The sequence below is a fragment of the Streptomyces sp. NPDC048566 genome (assembly GCF_043199735.1).
Lineage (GTDB): Bacteria > Actinomycetota > Actinomycetes > Streptomycetales > Streptomycetaceae > Streptomyces.
This window is the reverse complement of sequence record NZ_JBICWL010000012.1, coordinates 67,918-88,290: the sequence shown is the minus strand read 5'-3', so window position 1 is coordinate 88,290 and position 20,373 is coordinate 67,918. Positions and strand designations below refer to the sequence as shown.

At 73.9% G+C, this 20,373-nt stretch carries 17 protein-coding genes; 7 read left to right on the top strand and 10 right to left on the bottom strand.

The window, feature by feature from the left end; all coding sequences use genetic code 11:
* Positions 1 to 226: 226 nt before the first annotated feature.
* The 3 genes from ACGFS9_RS19760 (at position 227) to ACGFS9_RS19750 (ending at position 3,071) form a co-directional block, all read left to right on the top strand.
* Positions 227 to 2,275: a SpoIIE family protein phosphatase gene (locus tag ACGFS9_RS19760; protein WP_393254801.1), complete on the top strand. Its 2,049-nt coding sequence runs from the start codon at positions 227 to 229 to the stop codon at positions 2,273 to 2,275.
* Positions 2,276 to 2,454: 179 nt separating this feature from the next.
* Positions 2,455 to 2,694 (top strand): hypothetical protein, encoded by a 240-nt coding sequence (locus ACGFS9_RS19755; RefSeq protein ID WP_393254799.1) that lies wholly within the window; start codon positions 2,455 to 2,457, stop codon positions 2,692 to 2,694.
* Positions 2,694 to 3,071, top strand: a complete 378-nt coding sequence (locus tag ACGFS9_RS19750; RefSeq protein ID WP_393254797.1) for a fic family toxin-antitoxin system, toxin component — start codon at positions 2,694 to 2,696, stop codon at positions 3,069 to 3,071. Before ACGFS9_RS19755 ends, ACGFS9_RS19750 begins: the two co-directional genes overlap by 1 nt.
* Before the next feature lie 25 nt (positions 3,072 to 3,096).
* Here the strand turns inward: ACGFS9_RS19750 and ACGFS9_RS19745 are convergent, their stop codons facing one another.
* Both ACGFS9_RS19745 and ACGFS9_RS19740 read right to left on the bottom strand, forming a co-directional pair.
* Positions 3,097 to 3,702, bottom strand: a complete 606-nt coding sequence (locus ACGFS9_RS19745; RefSeq protein WP_393254795.1) for a dihydrofolate reductase family protein — start codon at positions 3,700 to 3,702, stop codon at positions 3,097 to 3,099.
* 353 nt (positions 3,703 to 4,055) lie between these two features.
* Entirely contained in the window at positions 4,056 to 4,664 is a 609-nt protein-coding gene (locus ACGFS9_RS19740) for a hypothetical protein (RefSeq protein ID WP_393254793.1), read from the bottom strand.
* Between the two features lie 230 nt (positions 4,665 to 4,894).
* Between ACGFS9_RS19740 and ACGFS9_RS19735 the strand changes: the two genes are divergently transcribed.
* Positions 4,895 to 6,226: an MFS transporter gene (locus tag ACGFS9_RS19735; RefSeq protein WP_393254791.1), complete on the top strand. Its 1,332-nt coding sequence runs from the start codon at positions 4,895 to 4,897 to the stop codon at positions 6,224 to 6,226.
* 61 nt (positions 6,227 to 6,287) lie between these two features.
* Here ACGFS9_RS19735 and ACGFS9_RS19730 read toward each other — a convergent pair whose 3' ends face one another.
* A complete protein-coding gene (locus ACGFS9_RS19730; protein ID WP_393254789.1) occupies positions 6,288 to 8,399 on the bottom strand; it encodes a glycosyltransferase family 4 protein in 2,112 nt (703 codons plus the stop codon).
* A 178-nt stretch (positions 8,400 to 8,577) separates the two neighbouring features.
* Between ACGFS9_RS19730 and ACGFS9_RS19725 the strand changes: the two genes are divergently transcribed.
* From ACGFS9_RS19725 to ACGFS9_RS19715, 3 genes are all read left to right on the top strand, one after another.
* Positions 8,578 to 9,912 carry a glycosyltransferase gene (locus tag ACGFS9_RS19725; protein WP_393254788.1) on the top strand — a complete coding sequence of 445 codons (1,335 nt, stop codon included), beginning with the start codon at positions 8,578 to 8,580 and terminating at the stop codon, positions 9,910 to 9,912.
* A 133-nt stretch (positions 9,913 to 10,045) separates the two neighbouring features.
* Entirely contained in the window at positions 10,046 to 10,954 is a 909-nt protein-coding gene (locus ACGFS9_RS19720) for a hypothetical protein (RefSeq protein WP_393254786.1), read from the top strand.
* Between the two features lie 220 nt (positions 10,955 to 11,174).
* Complete coding sequence (locus ACGFS9_RS19715; RefSeq protein WP_393254784.1) at positions 11,175 to 13,658, top strand: SpoIIE family protein phosphatase; 2,484 nt, start codon at positions 11,175 to 11,177, stop codon at positions 13,656 to 13,658.
* Positions 13,659 to 14,005: 347 nt separating this feature from the next.
* Here ACGFS9_RS19715 and ACGFS9_RS19710 read toward each other — a convergent pair whose 3' ends face one another.
* From ACGFS9_RS19710 to ACGFS9_RS19680, 7 genes are all read right to left on the bottom strand, one after another.
* Positions 14,006 to 14,410, bottom strand: a complete 405-nt coding sequence (locus tag ACGFS9_RS19710; RefSeq protein ID WP_393254782.1) for an Hsp20/alpha crystallin family protein — start codon at positions 14,408 to 14,410, stop codon at positions 14,006 to 14,008.
* Between the two features lie 282 nt (positions 14,411 to 14,692).
* On the bottom strand, positions 14,693 to 15,136 hold the full coding sequence (locus tag ACGFS9_RS19705) for a universal stress protein (protein WP_393254780.1): 444 nt from the start codon (positions 15,134 to 15,136) through the stop codon (positions 14,693 to 14,695).
* 287 nt (positions 15,137 to 15,423) lie between these two features.
* Positions 15,424 to 15,903, bottom strand: coding sequence for a hydrogenase maturation protease (locus tag ACGFS9_RS19700; protein WP_393254778.1), 480 nt, complete (start codon positions 15,901 to 15,903; stop codon positions 15,424 to 15,426).
* Complete coding sequence (locus tag ACGFS9_RS19695; protein WP_393254776.1) at positions 15,900 to 17,243, bottom strand: Ni/Fe hydrogenase subunit alpha; 1,344 nt, start codon at positions 17,241 to 17,243, stop codon at positions 15,900 to 15,902. Before ACGFS9_RS19695 ends, ACGFS9_RS19700 begins: the two co-directional genes overlap by 4 nt.
* On the bottom strand, positions 17,240 to 18,118 hold the full coding sequence (locus tag ACGFS9_RS19690) for an oxidoreductase (RefSeq protein WP_393254774.1): 879 nt from the start codon (positions 18,116 to 18,118) through the stop codon (positions 17,240 to 17,242). Before ACGFS9_RS19690 ends, ACGFS9_RS19695 begins: the two co-directional genes overlap by 4 nt.
* Position 18,119: 1 nt before the next feature.
* Positions 18,120 to 18,941 (bottom strand): FAD/NAD(P)-binding protein, encoded by an 822-nt coding sequence (locus ACGFS9_RS19685; RefSeq protein WP_393254772.1) that lies wholly within the window; start codon positions 18,939 to 18,941, stop codon positions 18,120 to 18,122.
* Between the two features lie 61 nt (positions 18,942 to 19,002).
* Positions 19,003 to 20,184 (bottom strand): 4Fe-4S dicluster domain-containing protein, encoded by a 1,182-nt coding sequence (locus ACGFS9_RS19680; protein ID WP_393254770.1) that lies wholly within the window; start codon positions 20,182 to 20,184, stop codon positions 19,003 to 19,005.
* Positions 20,185 to 20,373 lie beyond the last annotated feature (189 nt).

The window sequence follows — 20,373 nt, the reverse complement described above, 5'->3', positions numbered from 1 at the left end:
GCACCGTCCGCTCCGCGGCGTATCGTGGTCGAGTAGGTGGGATGACACGGAGTTCTCGCGCCGCCGGGGGCGGGCGCACGAGGACGCTTCCGGACCGAGAGCCGCGGAAGCGCGTAGGCCGCCCCTCGGCCGAGAAGCCGCGGCCACGAGGATCACGGGTAGAGCCATGCGAGCGTCTGCGCACCGCACGGAAACCGGCCGCGACATGGAGCGCGTGGAGGCGCTCATGTCCGACGTGATGCGCGACACCGGTGCGACGGCCGGCCTGCTCTACCTGCTGCCCCCCGGGCAACGGCTGCTGTGGCTCGCCGTGCTGTCCGGTCTGTCCCGGCAGATCGCCGCACCGTGGTACCGGGCCGGGCTGAACGGTTCGACGCCGGTCGCGGACGCGGTCCTCAGACGGTGCTCGATCTCGCTCCGCAGCCAGGAGGACCTCGCCCGCGACTACCCGCAACTGGGTCTGGTCCTGCCCTACGACTTCTCGCTCGCCGCGAGCCCCTTCATCGGTGATACCGGCGTCTGGGGAGGGCTGGCACTCGTCTGGCCCGTCGGGCACCCGCCGCGGCTGACATCCGGCCGGATCGAGGCGATCGCCGCGCACTGCCGGACCATCGCCCGGGTACTGGAGCGGGCCGCAACCGAGGGCCACCCGTTGCTGCCCACCGACGAGCCCCGTTATCTGACCGTGTCGTCCGAGGAGCCCGATCCGGCCCACGCCATGGCCGCGCTCGGCTTCACCGAACGCCTGCCGACCGGCTGCTGCGCGCTCGATCTGGAGGGTCGGGTCACCTTCCTCAACTCCGCGGGCGCCGATCTGCTCGGAAGCAGTTCCGTGGCCCTCGTCGGCCGCCGCCTGTGGGAGGCGCTGCCGTGGCTGCACGCACCGGTCGGCGAGGAGAGCTACCGGGCGGCGCTGATCACCCACAGGGCCACCTCGTTCACCGCCACACGTCCCCCGGACCGTCCCCTGGTGTTCCGGCTCCACCCGGACAGCAGCGGCATCAGCGTGCACATCACCCCCGCGGCTCGGCGGACGGCCGCCGAGCAGAATCCGCCGCCACCCGACTCACCGGGCGCGATGGGCCTCTACCACCTGACGCACCTCGCAGCCGCGATGGCCGAAGCCGCCACCGTCCATGACGTGGCCGCCGTCGCCGCCGACCAGATCGTGCCCGCGTTCGGGCCCCAGGGCCTGGTGCTCACCCTTGCCGAGGAAGGCCGGCTGCGGATCATCGGCCACCGCGGCCACAGCACCGAACTCATCCGGCACTTCGACGGCACCCCGATGACGTCCCGCACCCCGACCGCCCACGCGCGGGCCATCGGCGCACCCGTGTTCTTCCCCCGCTTCGCCGACTTCCAGCGCGCGTACCCCGGCGCTCCCCGCTACGACTCCAGGACGTCCTGGGCGTTCCTGCCCCTGACGGCCTCCGGACGGCGCATCGGTTCCCTCGCCCTCTCCTATGACGCCTACCATCCCTTCGACCCGCCGGAGCGCGCCCTCCTCGCCTCCCTTGCCGGACTGATCGCCCAGGCCCTGGACCGGGCACGCCTCTACGACGCCCAGCACACCGTCGCCCGCACCCTCCAGACCAGCCTGCTTCCTCCCGTGCTCCCCGGCGTCGCGGGGCTGGACATCGCCGCCCGCTATCAGTCGGGCGGTCACGGCATGGACATCGGCGGCGACTTCTACGACCTCATCCACACACCGGGCAGCACCACGGCGGCCATCGGCGACGTCCAGGGCCACAACACCGCCGCCGCGGCCCTCATGGGGCAGGTCCGCACCACGGTGCACGCCCACGCGACCGCCGGCGCCTCGCCCGGAGACCTCCTCGCCCGCACGAACCGTCAGCTCACCGACCTCGACAGCGACCTGTTCGCCAGTTGCCTGATCGCCAGGCTGGACCTTGCCCACCACCGCGTCCGTCTCGCCACCGCGGGACACCCACCACCCGTCCTGCGCCACCCCGACGGCGGCACCGAGGTCCTGGACCTGCGGCCCGGCCTGCTGCTGGGCATCGACCGCGAAGCCGACTACCCCACCACCGACATCGCCCTCCCGCCGGGCGCCGTGCTGCTCCTGTACACGGACGGGCTGGTGGAGATACCCGGCCGGGACATCGACGACACGACCAACGCCCTCGCCGACCACCTGGCACGGGCCGGGCTGCACGATCTCGACAGCCTCGCCGACTTCCTCCTTCGTCACGCCGAGCGCTCGACCCGCCACCACGACGACATCGCCCTCCTGCTCATCCGGGCCACGCGGTGAAGGAGCGCGGAGTCCCGCGGATCGCGGGCCGGGAGGGGACACGGCGGGACACCGGCTCACCCACCGCCCTCCACAGCGCCGCGTGCCCGCGCCCCGGCCCCACCGCCGGTCCGCCTGCCGCGAGACGCCGCTGCACCACTCCCCTCCCCGCAGCCGGTAACAGCTGTTACCATGCCGGGATGGCGAAGACACAGCTGGGTGCACGCGTGAACGAGGATGTCGCGGAGCTCGCGAAGATGCGGGCGGCCGACCTGGGACTGAGCATCGGCGACTACCTGGCGCGACTGGTCCAGGAGGACACCAGCGGTCTGCGCGCCCGCGCGGTGGACGCCGCCGCCCGCTTCCTGGCCGAGCACCAGGACGTCTTCGACACGGCCGAACAGGCCCAGCAGACGCCCCGGGAAGCGCACGCGGCCTGATGGACCTGCACATCGACGTCCCCTGGATCCTGCAGGTCGCGGAGGTCGCCGGAGCGGGGGACCCCGCACCCGACGACTACGGCGTGCCGGTCTCGGCGGTCGCCCGCCACCGCGCCGAGCTGTTCGAGCAGCCCGTCTACGACGGTCCGTACACCAGGGCGGCGGCCCTCGTACACAGTCTGGGCCGCTGCCGCTGGCTGGAGCGCTCCAACATGGCCGTCGCCGCCGCCTCCGGCGTCATGTACCTGGAAGCCTCCGGGATCTCCGTCAAGCCCGCCCGCGAGGACGCCGTCGCCCTGAAGGACCTGCTGCTCGACCCCACCTGCACGGCCGCGAGGATCGCCGGCCTCCTGCGGACGTGGCCGACCGCCACCTGACCACCGCGCGGGCCGGGGCACCCGGTCAGTAGCTGTCGTAGACGGGCTTGCCACTCGGCCGGTAGACGCCGACGACGGTGCCGCCCTTCGTCGTGCCGACGTCGACCGGCTGCAGGGCGGTGGGGACCGCTCCCCCGGCGAACAGCCGCTTGCCGCTGCCGATGATCACGGGATGGATCGTCAGCCGGTACTCGTCGACCAGGTCGTGCTCCATGAGCGTCCGGGCGAGGTCTCCGCTGCCGACCACGTTGATGTCGCCTCCCGGGGACGCCTTCAGTTCGCGGACGGCCTCGGCGACGTCCCCCTCCAGCAGGGTCGAGTTCTCCCAGTCGACCGACCGCAGGGTGCGGGACGCGACGTACTTGCGCATGCCGTTCATCCGGCTGGTGAACGGGTTCCTGGGGTCGGCGGTCGGCCAGTACCCCGCGAAGATCTCGTACGTCTTGCGGCCGAGCAGCATCGCGTCGGCGTTCTCGTACCACCCGGCGATGGCCGCTCCGACCTCGTCGTCGGACGCCTGCTTCTGCCAGCCCCCGTGCTCGAAGCCGCTCTCGGTGTCCTCGTCGGGTCCGCCGGGCGCCTGCATGACGCCGTCCAGCGTGAGGAACGTACAGACGTTGATCTTGCGCATGGTGCGCTCCCTTCGTCGGGGGTGTGGACCCCCGCCCCGCCGGAAACTCATCGCCGCATCGTCCGCGACGTCCCTCGGGCGCCGGTCGGCGCCCGAGGCCCGGCCGGGCCGCGCGTCGCCGCGGAGTGCGGCGGCGCGCGGAACCGTGGCGCGGACGGCGTCACGGCCTTCGTCCCCCGGCCCGTCGCAGCTCGCCCGGGAGTGCACGCGGCGGCGCGAACCGCGGGCCGACCCCGCGCCGCCTGCCCGTCCATCGTCTCGCCGCCCCCGGGACTGGCGCACTTCGGCAGAGCCCGAGGCGCTGTCCCGTCGGGCCGGGAAGCTGACTCCGTACGCCCCGCCGGCAGGGTCTGCTAGCGGCGCCGTGCGGGGGGCGCGGCGGGCGCGGACGCCGCCGGGGTCGTCCGGGCCGAGGAGTTCTGCGCGCTGCGCGAGGCTCCGGGCTGGGCCGAACCGCTGGGCAGGTGCGCGTTCACGTGCGAGGCGACCAGGTTGCCGGTGCTGAAGGTCTGCTCGCCTTCGAGATTCTGCGTGAAGGAGGAGCCCATCTGCACCAGCCGGCCGATGCGCGACTGCAGTTGCACCCGGTCGGCCACGCTGAAGGACAGGGCCGCCTCGGTCGCCACGGACGGGTTCTGCCGGTTCTGCTCGTGCCAGTAGGCGTACTCGGCGCTGGCGATCCGCTCGTGCGCCGCCGGGGCGTCCGCGCTGCCGAGCGGCGTCAGATAGGCGCTCGTCAAGTCGGGATCCATGAAGACCGTGTGGACGTCGCGCGCGCCGTGCTCTCCGGCTCCGAAGCGGATGCCCTCGATGGCGGCCGCGACGGCGTGGCCGACGGTGAGGTCCTGCGACGGTGCCTGGTTGAGCAGTCCGTGGATGTAGGACATGGCGGTCGCCCGCGGGGTGCTCTCGTCCGGCTCCGGATCGGCGCGCAGGCTCTGGATCTTCCGCAGCGTATCCATTTCTTCCCCTTTTCGGTGATTCGGCTGGGATGCACAGATCACAACGCTGGGCGGACCCGCGAGGTTCAACGGACGAGGGACAAGGCCCCGCGACACCTTCGGCCGGAGGGGGCCCGGGGACGGCCGCCCGTGTCCGCGAGGGCCCGACCGGCCACTACGCTGACGGCCCAACACCTCGGGAGGTCGGGTTGGCACGGCAGCGGAGCGCGCTCGGACGGGACTTTCGGCGCTTGTGGGGTGCCTACGCGGTCAGCGCGGCGGGCAGCGCCGTCGGGATGGGAGCCCTGCCGCTCATCGCCCTCCTGGTGCTGGACACCTCGGCGTTGCAGGTGTCCGTGCTCGCCGCCCTGTCCGCGGTGGCCAGCGGGGTGATCGCCCTGCCGCTCGGCGTGCGCATCGAGAACCGGTACAAGCGGCCGGTCATGATCACGGCGGACGTGTGCCGCGCCGTGATGCTGGCCAGCGTTCCGGTGGCGATGGCGTTCGACTCGCTCACCTTCGGCCACCTGTGCGCGGTGGGGGTTCTCCAGGCGGCGGCGTCCGTCGCGTTCGACGCGGCGAGCGGGGCGCATCTGAAGGCGCTCGTCCCGCCCGAGCACCGCCTGCACGCCAACAGCCTTTTCGAGACGACCAACTGGATCACCGTCAGTGCGGGGCCGCCCGTCGGCGGCCTGCTGATCGGGCTGCTCGGGTCCGCCGCCACACTGGTGGTCGACGCGCTGTCCTTCCTCGGGTCGGCGGTCGGTGTCCGCCGCATCCGTCAGCCCGAAGCGGCGCCGCCCGAACGCGCCGCCGGCGCCCGTCTGGGCCGGGACATCGCCGCCGGGTGGGGTTTGCTCCTGCGGCACCCCGGACTGCGTCCGCTGTTCTTCAACGCGCTCCTCTTCGGTGGCTCGATCATGATGACCTCGCCGTTGACGGCGGTCCTCATGCTGGACGAACTCGGCCTGCCGCCCTGGCAGTACGGTCTCGCCCTGGGACTGCCCTGCCTGGGCGGCGTGCTCGGCTCGCGTCTGACCCCGCGCCTCACCCGGCGTTTCGGCGGGCGTCGCGTGCTGCTGGTGTCCGGCGTCGCGCGGACGCTGTGGACGGTGCTGCTGCCCCTGACGCCCTCCGGCTCGCTCGGCGTCCTCGTCATCGTGGCCGCGGACTTCGGCCTGCTCCTGTCGGCCGGTGTCTTCGGCCCGTCGTTCACCACGTACCGGATGGCGGCCACACCGGACGCGTTCATGTCCCGTGTCGCCACCTCCTGGTCGGTGGGCTCGAAGACGTGCCAGGCGGCGTTCATGATCGCCGGTGGCCTCGTCGCCGCCGCCGTGGGAGTGCGCGGCGCGCTCCTCGTCGCCGGGCTGCTGTGCATGGGCAGCGCGCTCTTGCTGCCCTGGCGGAGTACACCCGACGCCGGCGGACTCGTTCCCGAACCGGCGAAGAACCCCGTTCCGTCACCGGCTCCTGTTCCTGCTCCTGCTCCTGCTCCTGCCCCTGCCCCTGCCCCTGTTCCTGCTCCTGTTCCTGCTCCTGCTCCTGCTCCTGCTCCTGCTCCTGCCACGGAGGCTCCCTGAACGTGACGGTGGTCCGGCCGGCGGGGTGATGCGTCGCCGGCCGGTCCCGGAGAGCGTCGGTTCAGCCGGCCGCCTGCGCCTGCGGGAACGGCGGTCCGGGCGGTCCGGTGTGCCCGCCCGCCTCGGGAGCGGAGGGATGCCTGCGGGGCGCCGGCGCCGTCACGTAGTGCCGGGCCAGGGCGTCCGCCATCGCGGCGACCGAGTACCGGTCCCTGGCCACGTCGCGACCGCGCCGGGCGTACGCCGCACGGTCCTCCTCCGCCACGGCGGCCACGCGCACGAGGCCGCGCGCCAGGCCGGCCGCGCCGGAGGTGTCGAGCAGGAGACCGTTCACCCCGTCCCGCACGTAGTGCGCCACTCCCCCGCGCAGCGGTGCGGCCACCGGCAGTCCGGCGTCCATCGCCTCCAGGACGGCGATCCCGAACTCCTCCTTGACGGAGGGGCAGACGTACCAGCTGCGCGTTCCGTGCCGCGGGTCGGCCAGCGCCCGCTCCAGGCGCCGGACCTCGTCGTTCGCCATGGCCGGGATCAGCGCGCAGCGCCGCCGGGCCTGCGGGCGCCCCGCGAGGAGGGCGTCGACACGCCGTCTCATCCCTTCTTCCGCCCCGGTGGAGTCGGCCACCGGGCCCCCGCCGACGAGGACCAGGGTGGACGCGTCGCACAGTCCCGACGCCAGCCAGGCGCGCACCAGCAGGTCCTGCTGCTTGACCGGATCCAGCCGGCCCACACTCAGCAGCAGGGGGAGCTCCCGGTCTGCGGGGTCGAGTGCGTCGGGCCGGTCCCCTCCGCGGAACAGCGCGGACAGCAGGCCGCGCCGCCGGCGGGACTCGTCGGGCGCCGGCTGGTAGGGCGCGATGCCCTCCGGGGGTGCCGCCGGTCCCGCCCCTCCGTTCTCCCCGGCGAGCCGGGGAAAGTGGCGGACGAGTTCGCCGGTGCCACCGCGCCCGGGGATGCCGACCACCGTGTCGGCCCGCTCGACGAGGCGATCGGCGACGAAGATCCGGTGCAGGTCGTGCCGGAGCGGCTCGGCCGCGTCCGGCGTCGTGTGCGCGTGACGTTCGGCGAGGTGGCGGTGCGGGTCGGGGGTGGCGGTGAACACCAGCCGCGCGCCGAGGCGGGCGGCCGCCTCGGCGAGGGCCAGGCTGCCGTCGTCGGCGTAGCGGACGTGCAGGACGTCCAGCCGGCGCGGCAGGCCGCCCAGCAGCCGGGTCGCCCACCAGGAGATCGCCGGGCGGTGCGCGTGCAGCTCGGCCTGCTCCGGGACATCCGCGGCGTCGACCGGCAGCCGCAGCACCCAGTGCCCGGGGCTGCGCTCGTGGGCGACCTCGGGGGTGCGCTCGAATCCGGCGCGGCCGGTCAGGACGACGGTGACCGCGCCCGCCATCCCCGGCGTGGCGGCCAGCCGGTCCCCCAGCCCGCCGAGCAGGACGGACAGCCCGCCGCTGGGCCCTCTGCCGGGCGTTTCCAGCCCGCCCAGGAGCATGGTCTGCCCGACGACGGCCCCGACGCGCCCCGCGCTCCACCGGACGGACGGAGCGGGCGGTGACAGGAGCATCCGTTCGTAGACGTCCGCCGCGGTCGAGGCGGCGGGCAGCAGCGCCCGCCCGCCGGGGACGTCGTGCAGATAGCGCCACGCCGCGTGGCGTACGGGCCGGGAGCGGCCGGGTCCCGCGAGGTCCGCGGCCTCCTCGGGGGCCAGCGGGAACAGCCGAGTGGAGGCGGCCAGGTCGAGGAGGAACGCGGTGGCCGAGGCGTCCCGGTCCGCGCCCAGAGCGGAGCGCAGTACGGCCGTGCAGTGATCGGGCCCGTACCACCGGACCGCGTCCGGCCACAGTTCGGCCAGGACGGCGGCGAGCCGCGGTGAGGGCCGCTCGTGGGCGAGGAGCGCCTCCGGGGTCAGCGGCACGTCGAGGCGGCACGCCTTGCGCAGCGCGGCCACCGTCGCGTCCTCGCGGCTGACGGCGGTGGCGGCGCCGGGACCGGCGGCCGCGACGGGCCGGCGGCCGTACTCGGCTTCCAGCAGGCGAGCCAGGACGCTGCGGGCTCCTTCGCCGCCCTTCCCGCCGGCCACGTCGCGGCCCAGCGCGAAATTCGTGCGCGCCGCGATCAGGGGGTCGGACGCGGCGCCGTCGGGTTCGAGCACTGCGGTCGATGCGGATGCGGCGGGAGGCACGGGTTCTCCTGTCGACACGGTGAGCTGACCTCGATGGTTCGCTCCGCCTCGGTCGGCCGGATGCACCGGCTTTCCCGAGCGGAACCGGCCCGGCAGGGTCCGGGGGACGCCCGCCGGGCGTCCCCCGAAACAGGCGCCCGGCCTCATCCGGAGCGGCCCTCGCTGCCGAAGGGAGGGCATGCCTCGCATCGTCGTCGTCAGTCCCCCGTTCATGTCGCACGCCCGGCCCCTGTCCGTCCTCGCCTCCGCCCTGCGGCGGACCGGGGCCGAGGTGCACCTGGCGTGCACGGCTCCCTTCGCCCCGCTCGCCGACGCGGCGGGCGTGCACTTCGAGGAGCTGGCCGTGTCGCGCAACGCCAACACGGGCATCGCCGAGGCGACCCGCCAGGACGCCGAGGAGTCCGCCCGGCTCGGCGAGTTCCTGGACGCGACCCGGGCCGGTGCCGTTCCGGCGCTCCTCACGCAGACCCGGCACCGCAGGCAGGACATGCTCGCCGACCCGCAGGGCGTACTTACGGACCTGCGCCGCCTGGACGAGCGGCTGCGCCCGGACTGGTACGTCGTCGACCAGCTCAGCTATCCGGTCACCCTGGCCCTGCACTGCCTCGGCGTCCCCTGGGCGACGTTCTGCCCCGGGCACCCCGGCTACGTCCTGTCGGCACCGGACGCCTACTTCGGCCTGCCCTACGACTGGCCCGGCGTCCTGCGGCCGACCGCACGTGACCAGGAGCGGCTGCTCGCCGCGGTCCGCGCGACCGACGAGGCGTTCACGGACCTGTTCGCGGCCTTCGCCCGGCGGCACGCTCCCGCCGCCGCACCACCGGGCAGGGCCTTCGCGCTGACGTCCGCGCACGCCGTCGTGTACTCCTACCCGGAGCTGCCCTGGCTGCCCGAGCGCCCCGCCGGTCCCGCGTCCGTCTTCGCCGGCCACAGCGTGCTGCCGCCCTCGCCGCCGGACCAGGAGTGGCAGCGGCGGCTGGACGGCTTGCGCGACAGGTCACGACGGGTGGTGCTGGTGGCGCTCGGCACGTTCCTCTCCGCCCGTGACGACGTGCTGCGCACCGTCACGGAGGGAATCCTGGACCACCTGCCGGACACCGCCGTCGTCGTCGCGGCCGGCGACCGGGTCGACCGGCTGTCGGACCTGGCGGGAGACCGCGCGGTGGTGGTGTCCTCGGTGCCCCAGCAGTCCCTTCTGGAGCACGTGGACGCGATGGTCCACCACGGCGGCAACAACTCCTTCACCGAGTGCCTGCGCGCGGGGGTACCCGCCGTCGTCCTGCCCTTCTCCAGCGACCAGTTCGCCGTCGGCCGGGACGCGGAACTGGCCGGGGCGGGAGTCGTCCTCGACCCCAACTCGCTGACGGGCAAGGAGGTTGCGCGGGCCCTTCAGTCCCTGGACGCCACCTGCACGGGGCTGGCCGGCCTGACCCGCCAGGTACGGGCGAGGGGGCCGCGCTGGGCCGCCGCACGGCTGATCGCCGCCATGAGCGAGCACGCGCCCGCACGGTGACCGGCCGGACCGGCGGCCGGTGTACGGCACCCAGGGTGCACACCACGATCTGGCAGGCTGTCTTCCACGGGACACAGGTCTCGACGACGAGTGGGAGCAAGCCGGCCATCAGGGCCGGGGCGGGGGGCCGGACATGGACCGTGGCAGCGCGACGGCGAAGCGGATGGTGTGGCTGACGGCCTCCGTACTCGCGGGTGGGCTCCTGGCGGGTTGCGGGGACACCCGGGAAGGGACCGATGCGTCCGCCGGTGACGCGAAGCCGGGAAAGGTCGTGGAGAAGGATCAGGACCACACCCTCTTCGAGCGGCCCGACGGCACACGCGTCGACCTGCGCTACCGCCCCGGGCGCGGCCTCACCGAACGCCACCGCGCGGACGGCGCCTGGTCCGCGGAACACGTGGTTCACCGGACGAAGACGGCCCCCTGCCAGGGGATCACCGTGCGGGGGCAGGGTGAACGGGTCGCCGTCATCGCCGACTTCGCCACCAACTGCCGCGACGGCGACCCGCCCATGGAGAACGTCGCGGCGGTGGGCGACGGCCCCGGCCTGGACCACTGGGCCGCCAAGGGGACCCGGGGCAGCGACGGCTGGGAGAAGATCCGCTTCGGGGCCGACAGCGTCGCGTTCTCGGAGCGCTGGTCCGCCGGGACCGCGTCCGTGACCTGGTCCGAGGGCAAGGGCTTCGGTGAGAAGCAGCAGCGGTACAAGCCGCTCAGAACGGCGTACGTGGGGCGCTGGACGGCGGCGGACGGCTCGCACACCCTCTCCTTCGAGCAGGCGGGTGACGGCCCTCCGCAGCTCACCGTCAGCACGCTCAAGGGTGAGCCCTGCACGGCGGTCGTGCGCGTCCTCCAGGTGGACGCCACGTCGGTGGAGATGCGGGGCGAGCCCCGTGTCACACGGGGTGCCACGACCGGCCTCTGCCCGCCGGACCCGTTCGAGACGGAGTACGAGCTCGGGGCGGACGGCGACTCCCTGACCCTCACCGACTTCACCCGCAGCCCCCGCAAGCATCTGATGACCTACGAGCGATCGCGGTAGACCGTGCGAGTGAGGTGGGCGACGGATCGCACCCGGCGGGGCGCGTGTCCTCCCGAAGAGACGGCGCGCCTCACCCGCCGGCCATCGACCGTCCGGCGGGTGACGGCGGGTGGCGGTGCGAAGACCGCCCGGGCATTTGTGCCCCGCTCGCTGCGGGTCGATCCTTGAGGTAGCGGGCGGCCCTGCCCGGTGATCCCGGGGCTCGGAGGACGGACGTGCGATGACCGCGCCATCAGGGGGTCCCGGGGCGTACGGCCCCGGTGATCCGCAGAAGGAACTGTCCACCGCGTCCGTCGGGGTGGACGGACACGGCGTGGTCACGGCGTGGAGCGCGAAGGCCGAGGAACTGCTCGGCCACCCGGCCCGGGATGCCCTCGGGGTCCGCCTGAGCACCCTCCTCACGGACGGGGAGAACAGTCCCGTCGCCGCATGGCCGACGCGTCCACCGGAGCGAACCCGATGGCAGGAGACATCCTTCCGGCATCGCTCCGGCGAGCCCGTCCCGATCGTGGCGACGGCCGTCCCTCAGGAAACCCGTGCGGGACCCGCGCTCCTGCTGCTCCTGACGGACGCCGAGAGTTTCGCGACCTGGCAGATCCAGCAGGCGGTGGCGCGCGGTGTCACGTCGCAGTCCCCGGTCGCCATCACCGTCTACGACCGCGACCTGCGGGTGGCCTGCGCGAACTCCGCGGCGCAGCGGGAGCTGCCCGGACCGTTCGCCCAGTACCTCGGCAGGAGCGAGGACGAACTGTTTCCGGACAGCGAGGTGCTGTCCCTGAAGCATCCGGCCACCGTCACCGAACTCATGCGCAGGGTCCTGGCGACCGGCACGACGGTGGTGGGCCTGCACTACCGGGGGCGGCCCCCGGCCGATCCGGAACGCGAGCACGTGTGGTCGCTGTCCTACTACCGGCTGGAGGACGACGAGGGGCGTCCGCTGGGGGTGTGCGAGGAATCGGTGGACGTCACCGATCTGCACCACGCGCAGCAGCGGCTGGCCCTCCTCAACGAGGCCAGCGTGCTGATCGGCAGCACACTCGACCTGGACCGCACCGTGCAGGAACTGGCCGAGGTCCTGGTGCCGCGGGTCGCCGACTTCGTGGCCGTGGACCTGCTCGGTGACGTGCTGGAGGGCCGCGAGCCCAGCGCCCGGTCCGTGGGCGACATGTGCCGGGCGGTGCACCGCTCCGTCCACGAGGACCTTCCCGAGGCGGTCGTCGCACCCGGCAGGCCGGTCGGCTATCCGGAGGGCTCACCGCAGTACCACTGCCTCGCCACGGGCCGCCCCGTGCTCAACGCCGTCCTGGACCTCTCCAGCCCATGGCTGCTCGACGACCCCATACGGCGCACCCGCTTCGGCGCGGTCGGCGTCCACTCGCACCTCGTGGTGCCACTGCGCGCACGGGGCATCACCATGGGCGTGGCCACCCTGTTCCGCTGGCACACCCAGGAGGCGTTCTCCACCGACGACCTGCTGCTCGTGGAGGAGCTGGCCGCCCGCGCCGCCGTGTGCGTCGACAACGCGCGCCGCTACACCCGTGAGCACCAGGCCGCGCTCACCCTGCAACGCAGCCTGCTGCCGCAGGAGTTGCACACCCACACGGCCGTCGAGGTCGCGTACCGCTATCTTCCCGCGGACGCGGAGGCGGGGGTGGGCGGTGACTGGTTCGACGTGCTGCCGCTGGCCTGTGCCCGGGTCGGGCTGGTCGTCGGTGACGTCATCGGTCACGGCATCCACGCCGCGGCGACGATGGGCCGGCTGCGCACCGCCGTCCACACCCTCGCCGACATCGACATGCCGCCGGCCGAACTGCTCTCGCGCCTCGACGACCTCGTCCAGCGTCTCGCCGAGGAGGCCGACGCGGCGCATCCCACGGGTGTCGAGGGCGTGGTCGGCGCGACCTGCCTGTACGGCGTCTACGATCCCGTGACCCGCCGGGCCACGTTCGCCCGCGCCGGTCATCCGCCACCCGCTCTGGCGCACCCGGACAGGGCGGTGACGTTCCCCGACATTCCGGCGGGCCCCCCGCTCGGTGTCGGGGGCGTTCCCTTCGAGTCGGCGGAGGTGGAGGTACCGGAGGGCTGCGTCCTCGCCCTCTACACGGACGGGCTCTTCGCCGCTCCCGACGGCGACGCGGACGCCGGCCTCGAACGCATCGCCTTCGCTCTCGCCTACCCCGACCAGGCTCTGGAGGAGATCTGCGACACCCTTGAGCGGAGCATGGCGCCGGGTCATCCGCAGGACGACGTCGCCTTCCTCGTGGCACGGCCGCGCCCCATCGACACCGACCACGTCGCCACCTTCGATCTCCCCTTCGAACCGGCCTCGGCGGGCCAGGCCCGCAGGAAGACGGGCGACGTCCTGGCGCACTGGGGGCTGGACGACCTGTCCGTGGCAGCGGAGTTGGTGGTCAGCGAGCTGGTGACGAACGCCATCCGGCATGCACGGCCGCCAGTCGCGCTGCGTCTGATCCGTACCGGGGACCGCCTCATATGCGCCGTCTCCGACCACAGCGGCACCTCGCCGCACATGCGCCGGGCCCTGCTGGGCGACGAGGGCGGCCGGGGTCTGTTCCTCGTGGCGCAGTTCGCCCGCCAGTGGGGCACCCGCACCACGGGGAAGGGAAAGGTGATCTGGGCGGAACTGCCCCTCCCTCACGTCCCGGTGAGCCCTCACGTCCCGGTGAGCCCGGTGGGCGTGTAGGCCCGTGACGCGCGCACCGCGACGCATGGCCGGGGGGTGGGCCACCGGGGCCGGGACGCCGGCCGGGGGGACGGCCGCCCGGCAGCGGTCGAGGACGTGTGCGCGGCGGCAGACTCCCGTCGTGGGAGGCGGGGGATGTCGCGGGCCTGCAACGGCTTCTCGGGTGCGGGCGGTACACGCACGGATGCCCCGGGAGTTCCTGGACCCGTGGTGCGCCCCGCGGGAAACGGGCAGCGGACGTCCCCGCGTTCCCTCGCCTCGCGGCGGGCCGCGGGTGGCTCCGCGAGGCGGGGGGGCGCACGTCCTCGGCTTCCGCCGGACGACGCGCCGCGCGGGGACGCGGTCCGTCAGTTCTCGTGCCGGATCTCGACATGCCTCGCTTCGGACTTGGCGGTGGCCAGACCCACGCGAACGGTCAGCATGCCTTTGGTGTAGTCGGCTTCCACGTCGTCCTCGTCAGCGTTGGCCGGCAGCGTCACGCTGCGCGTCATGGCGCCGTAGCGGATCTCGTCGTGGTTCTTGTCCCGTTCCTTCTCGGTGCGTTCGGCCCGGACCGTCAGCACCCCGTCGCCGACGACGACGTCGATGTCCTCGGGCCCCATGCCGGGCAGCTCCGCCCGCATGACGTAGTGGTCCTCCTCGACGTAGTCCTCGATACGGACCTCGGGGACCGCGAACCGTGCGGGAACCGCGTCGAACCAGTCCGGCAAGTCCGGGAACGGGAACCTCTGCCTGCGCGTCAGTGTCGCCATCGCCGTGCCTCCTCCTGAACGTCGCCGCTGTGGCACTCCCATTCCATCGCGTCTGCGGCCCTGTCGACGAGGCCGAACAGTCCCGCCGGGCGTGCCATTGGTCCCCGTTCTCTCCGGTGGCCTCCGCGGACGGCGCAGGGCGAGATCGCCCGGCACGGGGGCTGCCGACCCCGGGCGCCCGGGCAACCCGACCTCGGTGGCGGGTGGACGAGGCACGCGGTCGCAGCGGGAGCGGGCGGGCAGCGCGCTCCGAGGCCGCCGATCATCCGGTTGCGCGGCGGGTCACTTCTTTCCGGATCGCAGGATCACCACCGGGCACGTGGCGTGCTGCGCGATGTGCTGGCTCACCGATCCCAGTAGCGCGCTGGCGAAGCCGTGCCGGCCGCGGCTGCCCACGACCAGGGCCTCCGCCCCGTCGGCGGCGCGCAGCAACACCTCCGCGGCATTGCCGTGCACCACGACCGTCTGCACCGCCTCGGCCGCCGTCGGTCCCAGGACATCGTTCATTTCGGTCCGCATCCGCTGCCTGGTCTCGTCCTCGTCGACGTCCATGTCGGCGGCGGGGCCGGACCACCCGGCCAGACCGGGCAGCTCCCACACCGCCACCGCCTCGACCGCGGCGCCGATCAGCTCCGCGTACCGAACCGCCCACCGCAGCGCCTCGTAGGAGGCGGGCGATCCGTCGACGCCGACCACGACCCGCCGTTCGGGTGCGTTCCTGTCCATGTCACATCTCCTTGTCACGGAGTCGGGTCGGTCGCCGATGCCGGTCCGCCCTGACGCCCAGCGTGCGGGACCGGGCAGGGGGTCGCCACCGTTGAGGTCCAGCGGGATGACGGGCGACGACCGGCCCCCTCGGCGGCCGGTGGTCCGGGCCGCGGCCGGGGCCGGGCTCCGCGTGACGCATCGGGCCCCGGCGGCGCGGGGCGCGGAATGCGCGGCACGTGGCCGCCCCCGTTTCTGGCGCCACGCTCGCGGGAGGCGCCCCCGTGCGCTGTCCCGCCGGGGCTCCCCTACGGTCTCCGCTGCTGCTCGGCGGCCCTGCGCACGGCGGCGGCGACGCGCTCGGTCAGCTCGGGCAGGGCCGCCCGCACCTGCTCGCCGAGCCCGTGCCCGGGCTCCGTGTCGGCGACCTCCATGGCGTGGACGACCAGGTTGGGCGGGAGCCGGCCGAGCGTGCCGGCGAGCGCGAGGCTGGTGCCCAGACGGAACCCGTGGGTACTCGTCGGCTCCCGGGCATCGCCGACGACCTGCGCGGGCGTCAGGACGTGCAGCGTGCCGGGCCGGGACGGCCGGGTGCGCAGGGCCTCCACGACGACGACGGTGTCGGCGCCGGCCCACAGGTCCATGAGACGTCCGGGGTCGCAGTCCGCTGTCGCCAGTGTGGTGCCGGAGGGCACGCGGCCCCGCAGCGCCTCCACGACGGCCGGGCCGACACCGTCGTCGCCCCGCAGCGGATTGCCGATGCCTATGACGACGATCGGGCCGGTCACCGGCGGTCCACGGTCAGGGCGAGGAAGTGGGCGGCGCAGGAGATGCAGGGGTCGTGGTTGCGGACGGCCCGTTCACACAGCTCGGTCAGGTCGGTGTCGGTGGCGGGTCCGCCGGTGTCGAGCCGCGCCTGGACGGCCCGGCGCACGTCCTCCTCGATGGCCGCCTGGTTCTGGGCGGTGGGCGGGACGATGCGGGCCGCGGTGAGCGTCCCGTCCTCATCCAGGGCGTAGCGGTGGTAGAGGAGTCCGCGGGGGGCCTCGGTGGCGGCGGACCCGACGCAGGCGTGCGGGGTGACGGGCACGGCGGGGGCCGGCGGGGGCGTGTAGTGCTCGATGATGTGCGCCGCCGACTCCAGGGCGTGCACCACCTCCACGGCGCGCACGACGATGCTGCGGAAGGGGTTGGCGCACACCGTGCCGTCGGCCGGGTCGCCCAGGCCCGCGTCCCGCGCGGCCTGCGCGGCCACCGGATGCAGCCAGCGGCCGCTGATCGCGTACCGGGCCAGCGGGCCGGTCAGGTGGCGGTGGCCGTCGAGGGCTGCCGTCGGGGCGGTGGTGTAGGACTTCTGGGACGACGCGACGCGTTCCTCGAAGTCGGCGGTCGGGAAGGTGCGGGCGGGCGTGCCGTCGCCGGGTGCGGCGAGGACGGCCGGGGAGCCCGCGTCGACCGCGTAGTGCCCCGGGTCGCGCAGCGCGAGGAACGCGTGCTCGCACCGGATGTCCGGGAAGTCGAACGCCGCCGTCCAGCGGACCGTCTCCAGGGCGTCGGCGCGGGCCCGCGACAGCTGCGCGGAGAGGGCGAGGAGATCGTCCGGTGCCGGTGTCCGGTAGAAGCCGCCGACCCGGACGTTGACGGGATGGATGCTCCGGCCGCCGAGCCGTTCCAGGATCGCGTTGCCGGCCTGCTTGATGCGCAGTCCGCGCTCGACGGCGGCTCGCTGGCCGCGCGCGAGTTCCACGGCGTCCGCGGCGCCGAGGAAGTCGGGGGCGTGCAGCAGGTGGACGTGCAGGGCGTGGCTCTCGATCCACTCGCCCCAGTAGAGCAGCCGGCGCAGTTCGGCGAGGGGGCCGTCGACCGTGACACCGCACGCCTGCTCGATCGCCTGGCAGGCGGTCATCTGGTAGGCGACGGGGCAGATGCCGCAGATCCGCGAGGTGATGTCGGGTGGTTCGGTGTGGCCCCTGCCGATCAGCAGGGCCTCGAACAGCCGTGGCGGCTCGTAGATGCGCAGCTGCGTCCGGGTGACCGAGCCGTCCTCGATGCCGAGGTGGAGGGCCGCTTCGCCCTCCACCCGGGTGAGCGCGCCCAGCCGCAGCGAGCGGTCGTCCCGCCCGTTCACGAGGACCCTCCCCGGGCCGCTTCCGCGGCGCTGCGCGCGTGCCGCCGGGTGCGCGTGAGCAGGTCGGACACCGGAACGAACGCCGTCGCCGCCGCGTTGAAGGTGCGGAACACGCGCTCGATGTCGCGCTCGCTCATGCCGTCGCGCCGCAGTTCCTCGACCATGGCCCGCAGATTGGGGGTGTCGGCCGGACCGAAGCAGCCGTAGCAGCCCCTGCCGTAGGCCGGGCAGACGGCTCCGCACCCGGCGTGCGTGACGGGTCCGAGGCACGGCGTGCCGTGGGCGACGGTGACGCAGGTCGTGCCGCGCCGCTTGCATTCGTGGCAGACGCTGTGGCCGGGGGTCTGCGGTCTGCGTCCGGCGAGGTAGGCGGTGAGGACCTCCAGGAGCTGGCCGCGGTCGATGGGGCATCCCCGCAGTTCGAAGTCGACCGTGACGTGCTGCGCGATCGCGGTCGAGGTGGCGAGTGTGGAGATGTAGTCGGGGCGGGCGTAGACGGCGGCGAGGAAGGCGTCGGCGTCGGCGAAGTTGCGCAGGGCCTGGACACCGCCGGCGGTGGCGCAGGCGCCGATCGTCACCAGGTGCCGGGACATGCGGCGGACCTGCCGGATGCGTTCGGCGTCCTCGGCGGTGGAGATCGACCCTTCGACCAGGGAGAGGTCGTAGGGTCCGTGTCCTTCGAGGCGGGCCCGTTCGCCCGTGCCGCCCTCGGCCGAGGAGAACTCCAGGAAGTGGTCGATGCGGACCCGTTCGGCGAGGGCGAGCAGTTCGTCCTCGCAGTCGAGGAGGGTCAGCTGGCAGCCGTCGCAGGAGGCGAACTTCCACACCGCGAGCGACGGCCTGGGGTCGGCGGCCGGTCCGGGATCGGATGTCATGTCACAGCTCCCTCACCTGGAGCAGGGACGCCACGCGGTCGTAGCCGACGACCGGTCCGTCCCGGCACAGCAGGAGCGGACCGAGCTGGCAGTGCCCGCAGTGGCCCGTGCCACAGCGCATGGTGCGCTCCAGCGAGACCTGGATGCGGTGCGGTTGCAGTCCCCGGGCGACGAGATCCCGCGCCGTCTGACGCATCATCACCTCGGGTCCGCAGATGAAGGCGCAGGTGCGGTCGCCGCGCAGTTCGAGGTGGTCCAGGAGTGTGGTCACCAGTCCCACGGGACCGCGCCAGCCCGGTTGGTGGCGGTCGACGGTCACCTCCACGTGGGCGCGCGCCCGCCAGCTCTCGGTCTCCTCCCGAAAGGCGATGTCGGACGGGGTGCGGGCGCCGGCCAGCACCGTCAGCGAGGCGTAGGCGTCCGGCCGGGCCAGGATCTCGTGGACGGCCGGCCGCAGGGGGGCGAGCCCGATCCCGCCGGCGACGACCAGGACGTCACGCCCTCGTGCCGCTGCCATGTCCCAGCCCGTTCCGAAGGGACCCCGCAACCCGACGACGTCCCCTGGGCGCAGCCCGTGCAGGGCTGCCGAGACGGCGCCCACCGCCCGGACGGTGTGGACGATTCCGCCGTGCCGGCCGGCCAGCCCGCTGGCCGAGATGGGCACCTCACCCACCCCGAAGGCGTAGATCATGGCGAACTGGCCCGACGCGAACGGAGGCAGCCGCGCTCCGTCCGGCACCAGTTCGAACGTCCGCGTGTCGGCTGTCTCGACGTGCGACTCCGCGACGCGGTAGGGCAGCGGGGGCCCCACGGTGCCGGTCATGGCGGTCCGCCCCATGGTGCGGGCCCGGCGCGCGCGGGGACGCGGAGCGCTGAGGTCGCCGTCATCCCGGGGTCTCCTCCGTGCCGGGGGACGGGGGGCGTGTCCAGTCGTGGAGGGCGGCGGCCTCCTCCGTGATGTCGATGCCGACCGGGCACCACACGATGCACCGGCCGCAGCCCACGCATCCGGACGACCCGAACTGGTCGTGCCAGGTACCGAGCTTGTGGGTGAGCCACTGGCGGTAGCGGCTCCGGGACGACTCGCGGACGGGTCCGCCGTGCAGCTGGGAGAAGTCCAGGTCGAAGCAGGAGTCCCACAGCCGCCACCGCTCGGCGTGGTCCCCCGTCAGGTCGGTGACGTCCTCCGTGGTCGTGCAGAAGCAGGTCGGACACACCATGGTGCAGTTGCCGCAGGTCAGGCACCGTCCGGCCACGTCGTCCCAGCGGGGGGCGTCCAGGGTGCCCGCCATCAGTGCGCGCAGGTCGGTCTCGGGCATGGCGCGGCCCATGGCGTCCGCCGCGCCCGCCACACCCGCTCGGGCCGCCTCGCGGGTGCGGGTGTCGGCGGCCCGGACGGGCAGCTCCGCGAGGATCTCGGCACCCTCCGCGCTCTTGCCGCGGACCCAGAAGCGGTGCCCGTCCTCGTCGTCGACCTCGGTCAGCACCAGGTCACAGTCCGAACCGCAGGCCGGTCCGGTCCCCATCGACGTGCAGAAGCAGGTGGCGCCGGGTTCAGTGCACTCCACCACGATCAGCAGCGCCCCGGATCGCCGCCCCGCGTACACCGGGTCCCGGTGGGCGCCGCCGGTCAGTACGCGGTCCTGGATCTCGACGGCCCGCAGGTCGCAGGGGCGCACGCCGAGGAAGGCGTATCGCGGGGGCTCGTCCGGCTCGGCCACGAGGGACAGCCGGTCCCCGTCGCGGTCGGCGCTCCACTCGCGCACCCGCGCGGGATGCAGGAAGGTCTTCCACGACTGGGGGCCCGCCGCGTTGGCGAACGCCATGCCGTCGGACCGCGCACGCAGCCGGTACCGCCCGGCGTCGAGCTCCACCCCCCATCCGTAGGGCAGTTCGTCCGCGGAGCGCAGTTCCGCCAGGACGATGGCGTCGTCCCGCACGGTGGGCCCCACCACCGTGTAGCCGCGCCGCCGCAGCACCTCCACGAGCACGGTCATCCCGTCCTTGCCCATCACCGTGCCGTCGGCGGGGTGCGGGGCGGTCTCGCCGTCCGTGACAGCGTCCATGATCGGCCTCCCTGGACGGCCCGGGCGGAGCCGGGCCCTGGTCGCGGGGCGCGCCGGGGGCACGACGTCTTCGCCCCTCCTTCCATTACCGCACCTTCGCGGGTGGGTGCGCGCGCCGAGCGGTCCGGCCCGTCCGGCCCGCTCGGCGCGCACGCGCGCCCCGCTCCCGGCGGCAGCGCCAGAGCCGGC

Coding starts and splice junctions, on each gene's coding strand:
- ACGFS9_RS19690 (WP_393254774.1), bottom strand. CDS start 18,118: ATGACATCCGATCCCGGACCGGCCGCCGACCCCAGGCCGTCGCTCGCG.
- ACGFS9_RS19680 (WP_393254770.1), bottom strand. CDS start 20,184: ATGGACGCTGTCACGGACGGCGAGACCGCCCCGCACCCCGCCGACGGC.
- ACGFS9_RS19750 (WP_393254797.1), top strand. CDS start 2,694: ATGGACCTGCACATCGACGTCCCCTGGATCCTGCAGGTCGCGGAGGTC.
- ACGFS9_RS19715 (WP_393254784.1), top strand. CDS start 11,175: ATGACCGCGCCATCAGGGGGTCCCGGGGCGTACGGCCCCGGTGATCCG.
- ACGFS9_RS19720 (WP_393254786.1), top strand. CDS start 10,046: ATGGACCGTGGCAGCGCGACGGCGAAGCGGATGGTGTGGCTGACGGCC.
- ACGFS9_RS19740 (WP_393254793.1), bottom strand. CDS start 4,664: ATGGATACGCTGCGGAAGATCCAGAGCCTGCGCGCCGATCCGGAGCCG.
- ACGFS9_RS19725 (WP_393254788.1), top strand. CDS start 8,578: ATGCCTCGCATCGTCGTCGTCAGTCCCCCGTTCATGTCGCACGCCCGG.
- ACGFS9_RS19685 (WP_393254772.1), bottom strand. CDS start 18,941: ATGACCGGCACCGTGGGGCCCCCGCTGCCCTACCGCGTCGCGGAGTCG.
- ACGFS9_RS19710 (WP_393254782.1), bottom strand. CDS start 14,410: ATGGCGACACTGACGCGCAGGCAGAGGTTCCCGTTCCCGGACTTGCCG.
- ACGFS9_RS19755 (WP_393254799.1), top strand. CDS start 2,455: ATGGCGAAGACACAGCTGGGTGCACGCGTGAACGAGGATGTCGCGGAG.
- ACGFS9_RS19760 (WP_393254801.1), top strand. CDS start 227: ATGTCCGACGTGATGCGCGACACCGGTGCGACGGCCGGCCTGCTCTAC.
- ACGFS9_RS19705 (WP_393254780.1), bottom strand. CDS start 15,136: ATGGACAGGAACGCACCCGAACGGCGGGTCGTGGTCGGCGTCGACGGA.
- ACGFS9_RS19745 (WP_393254795.1), bottom strand. CDS start 3,702: ATGCGCAAGATCAACGTCTGTACGTTCCTCACGCTGGACGGCGTCATG.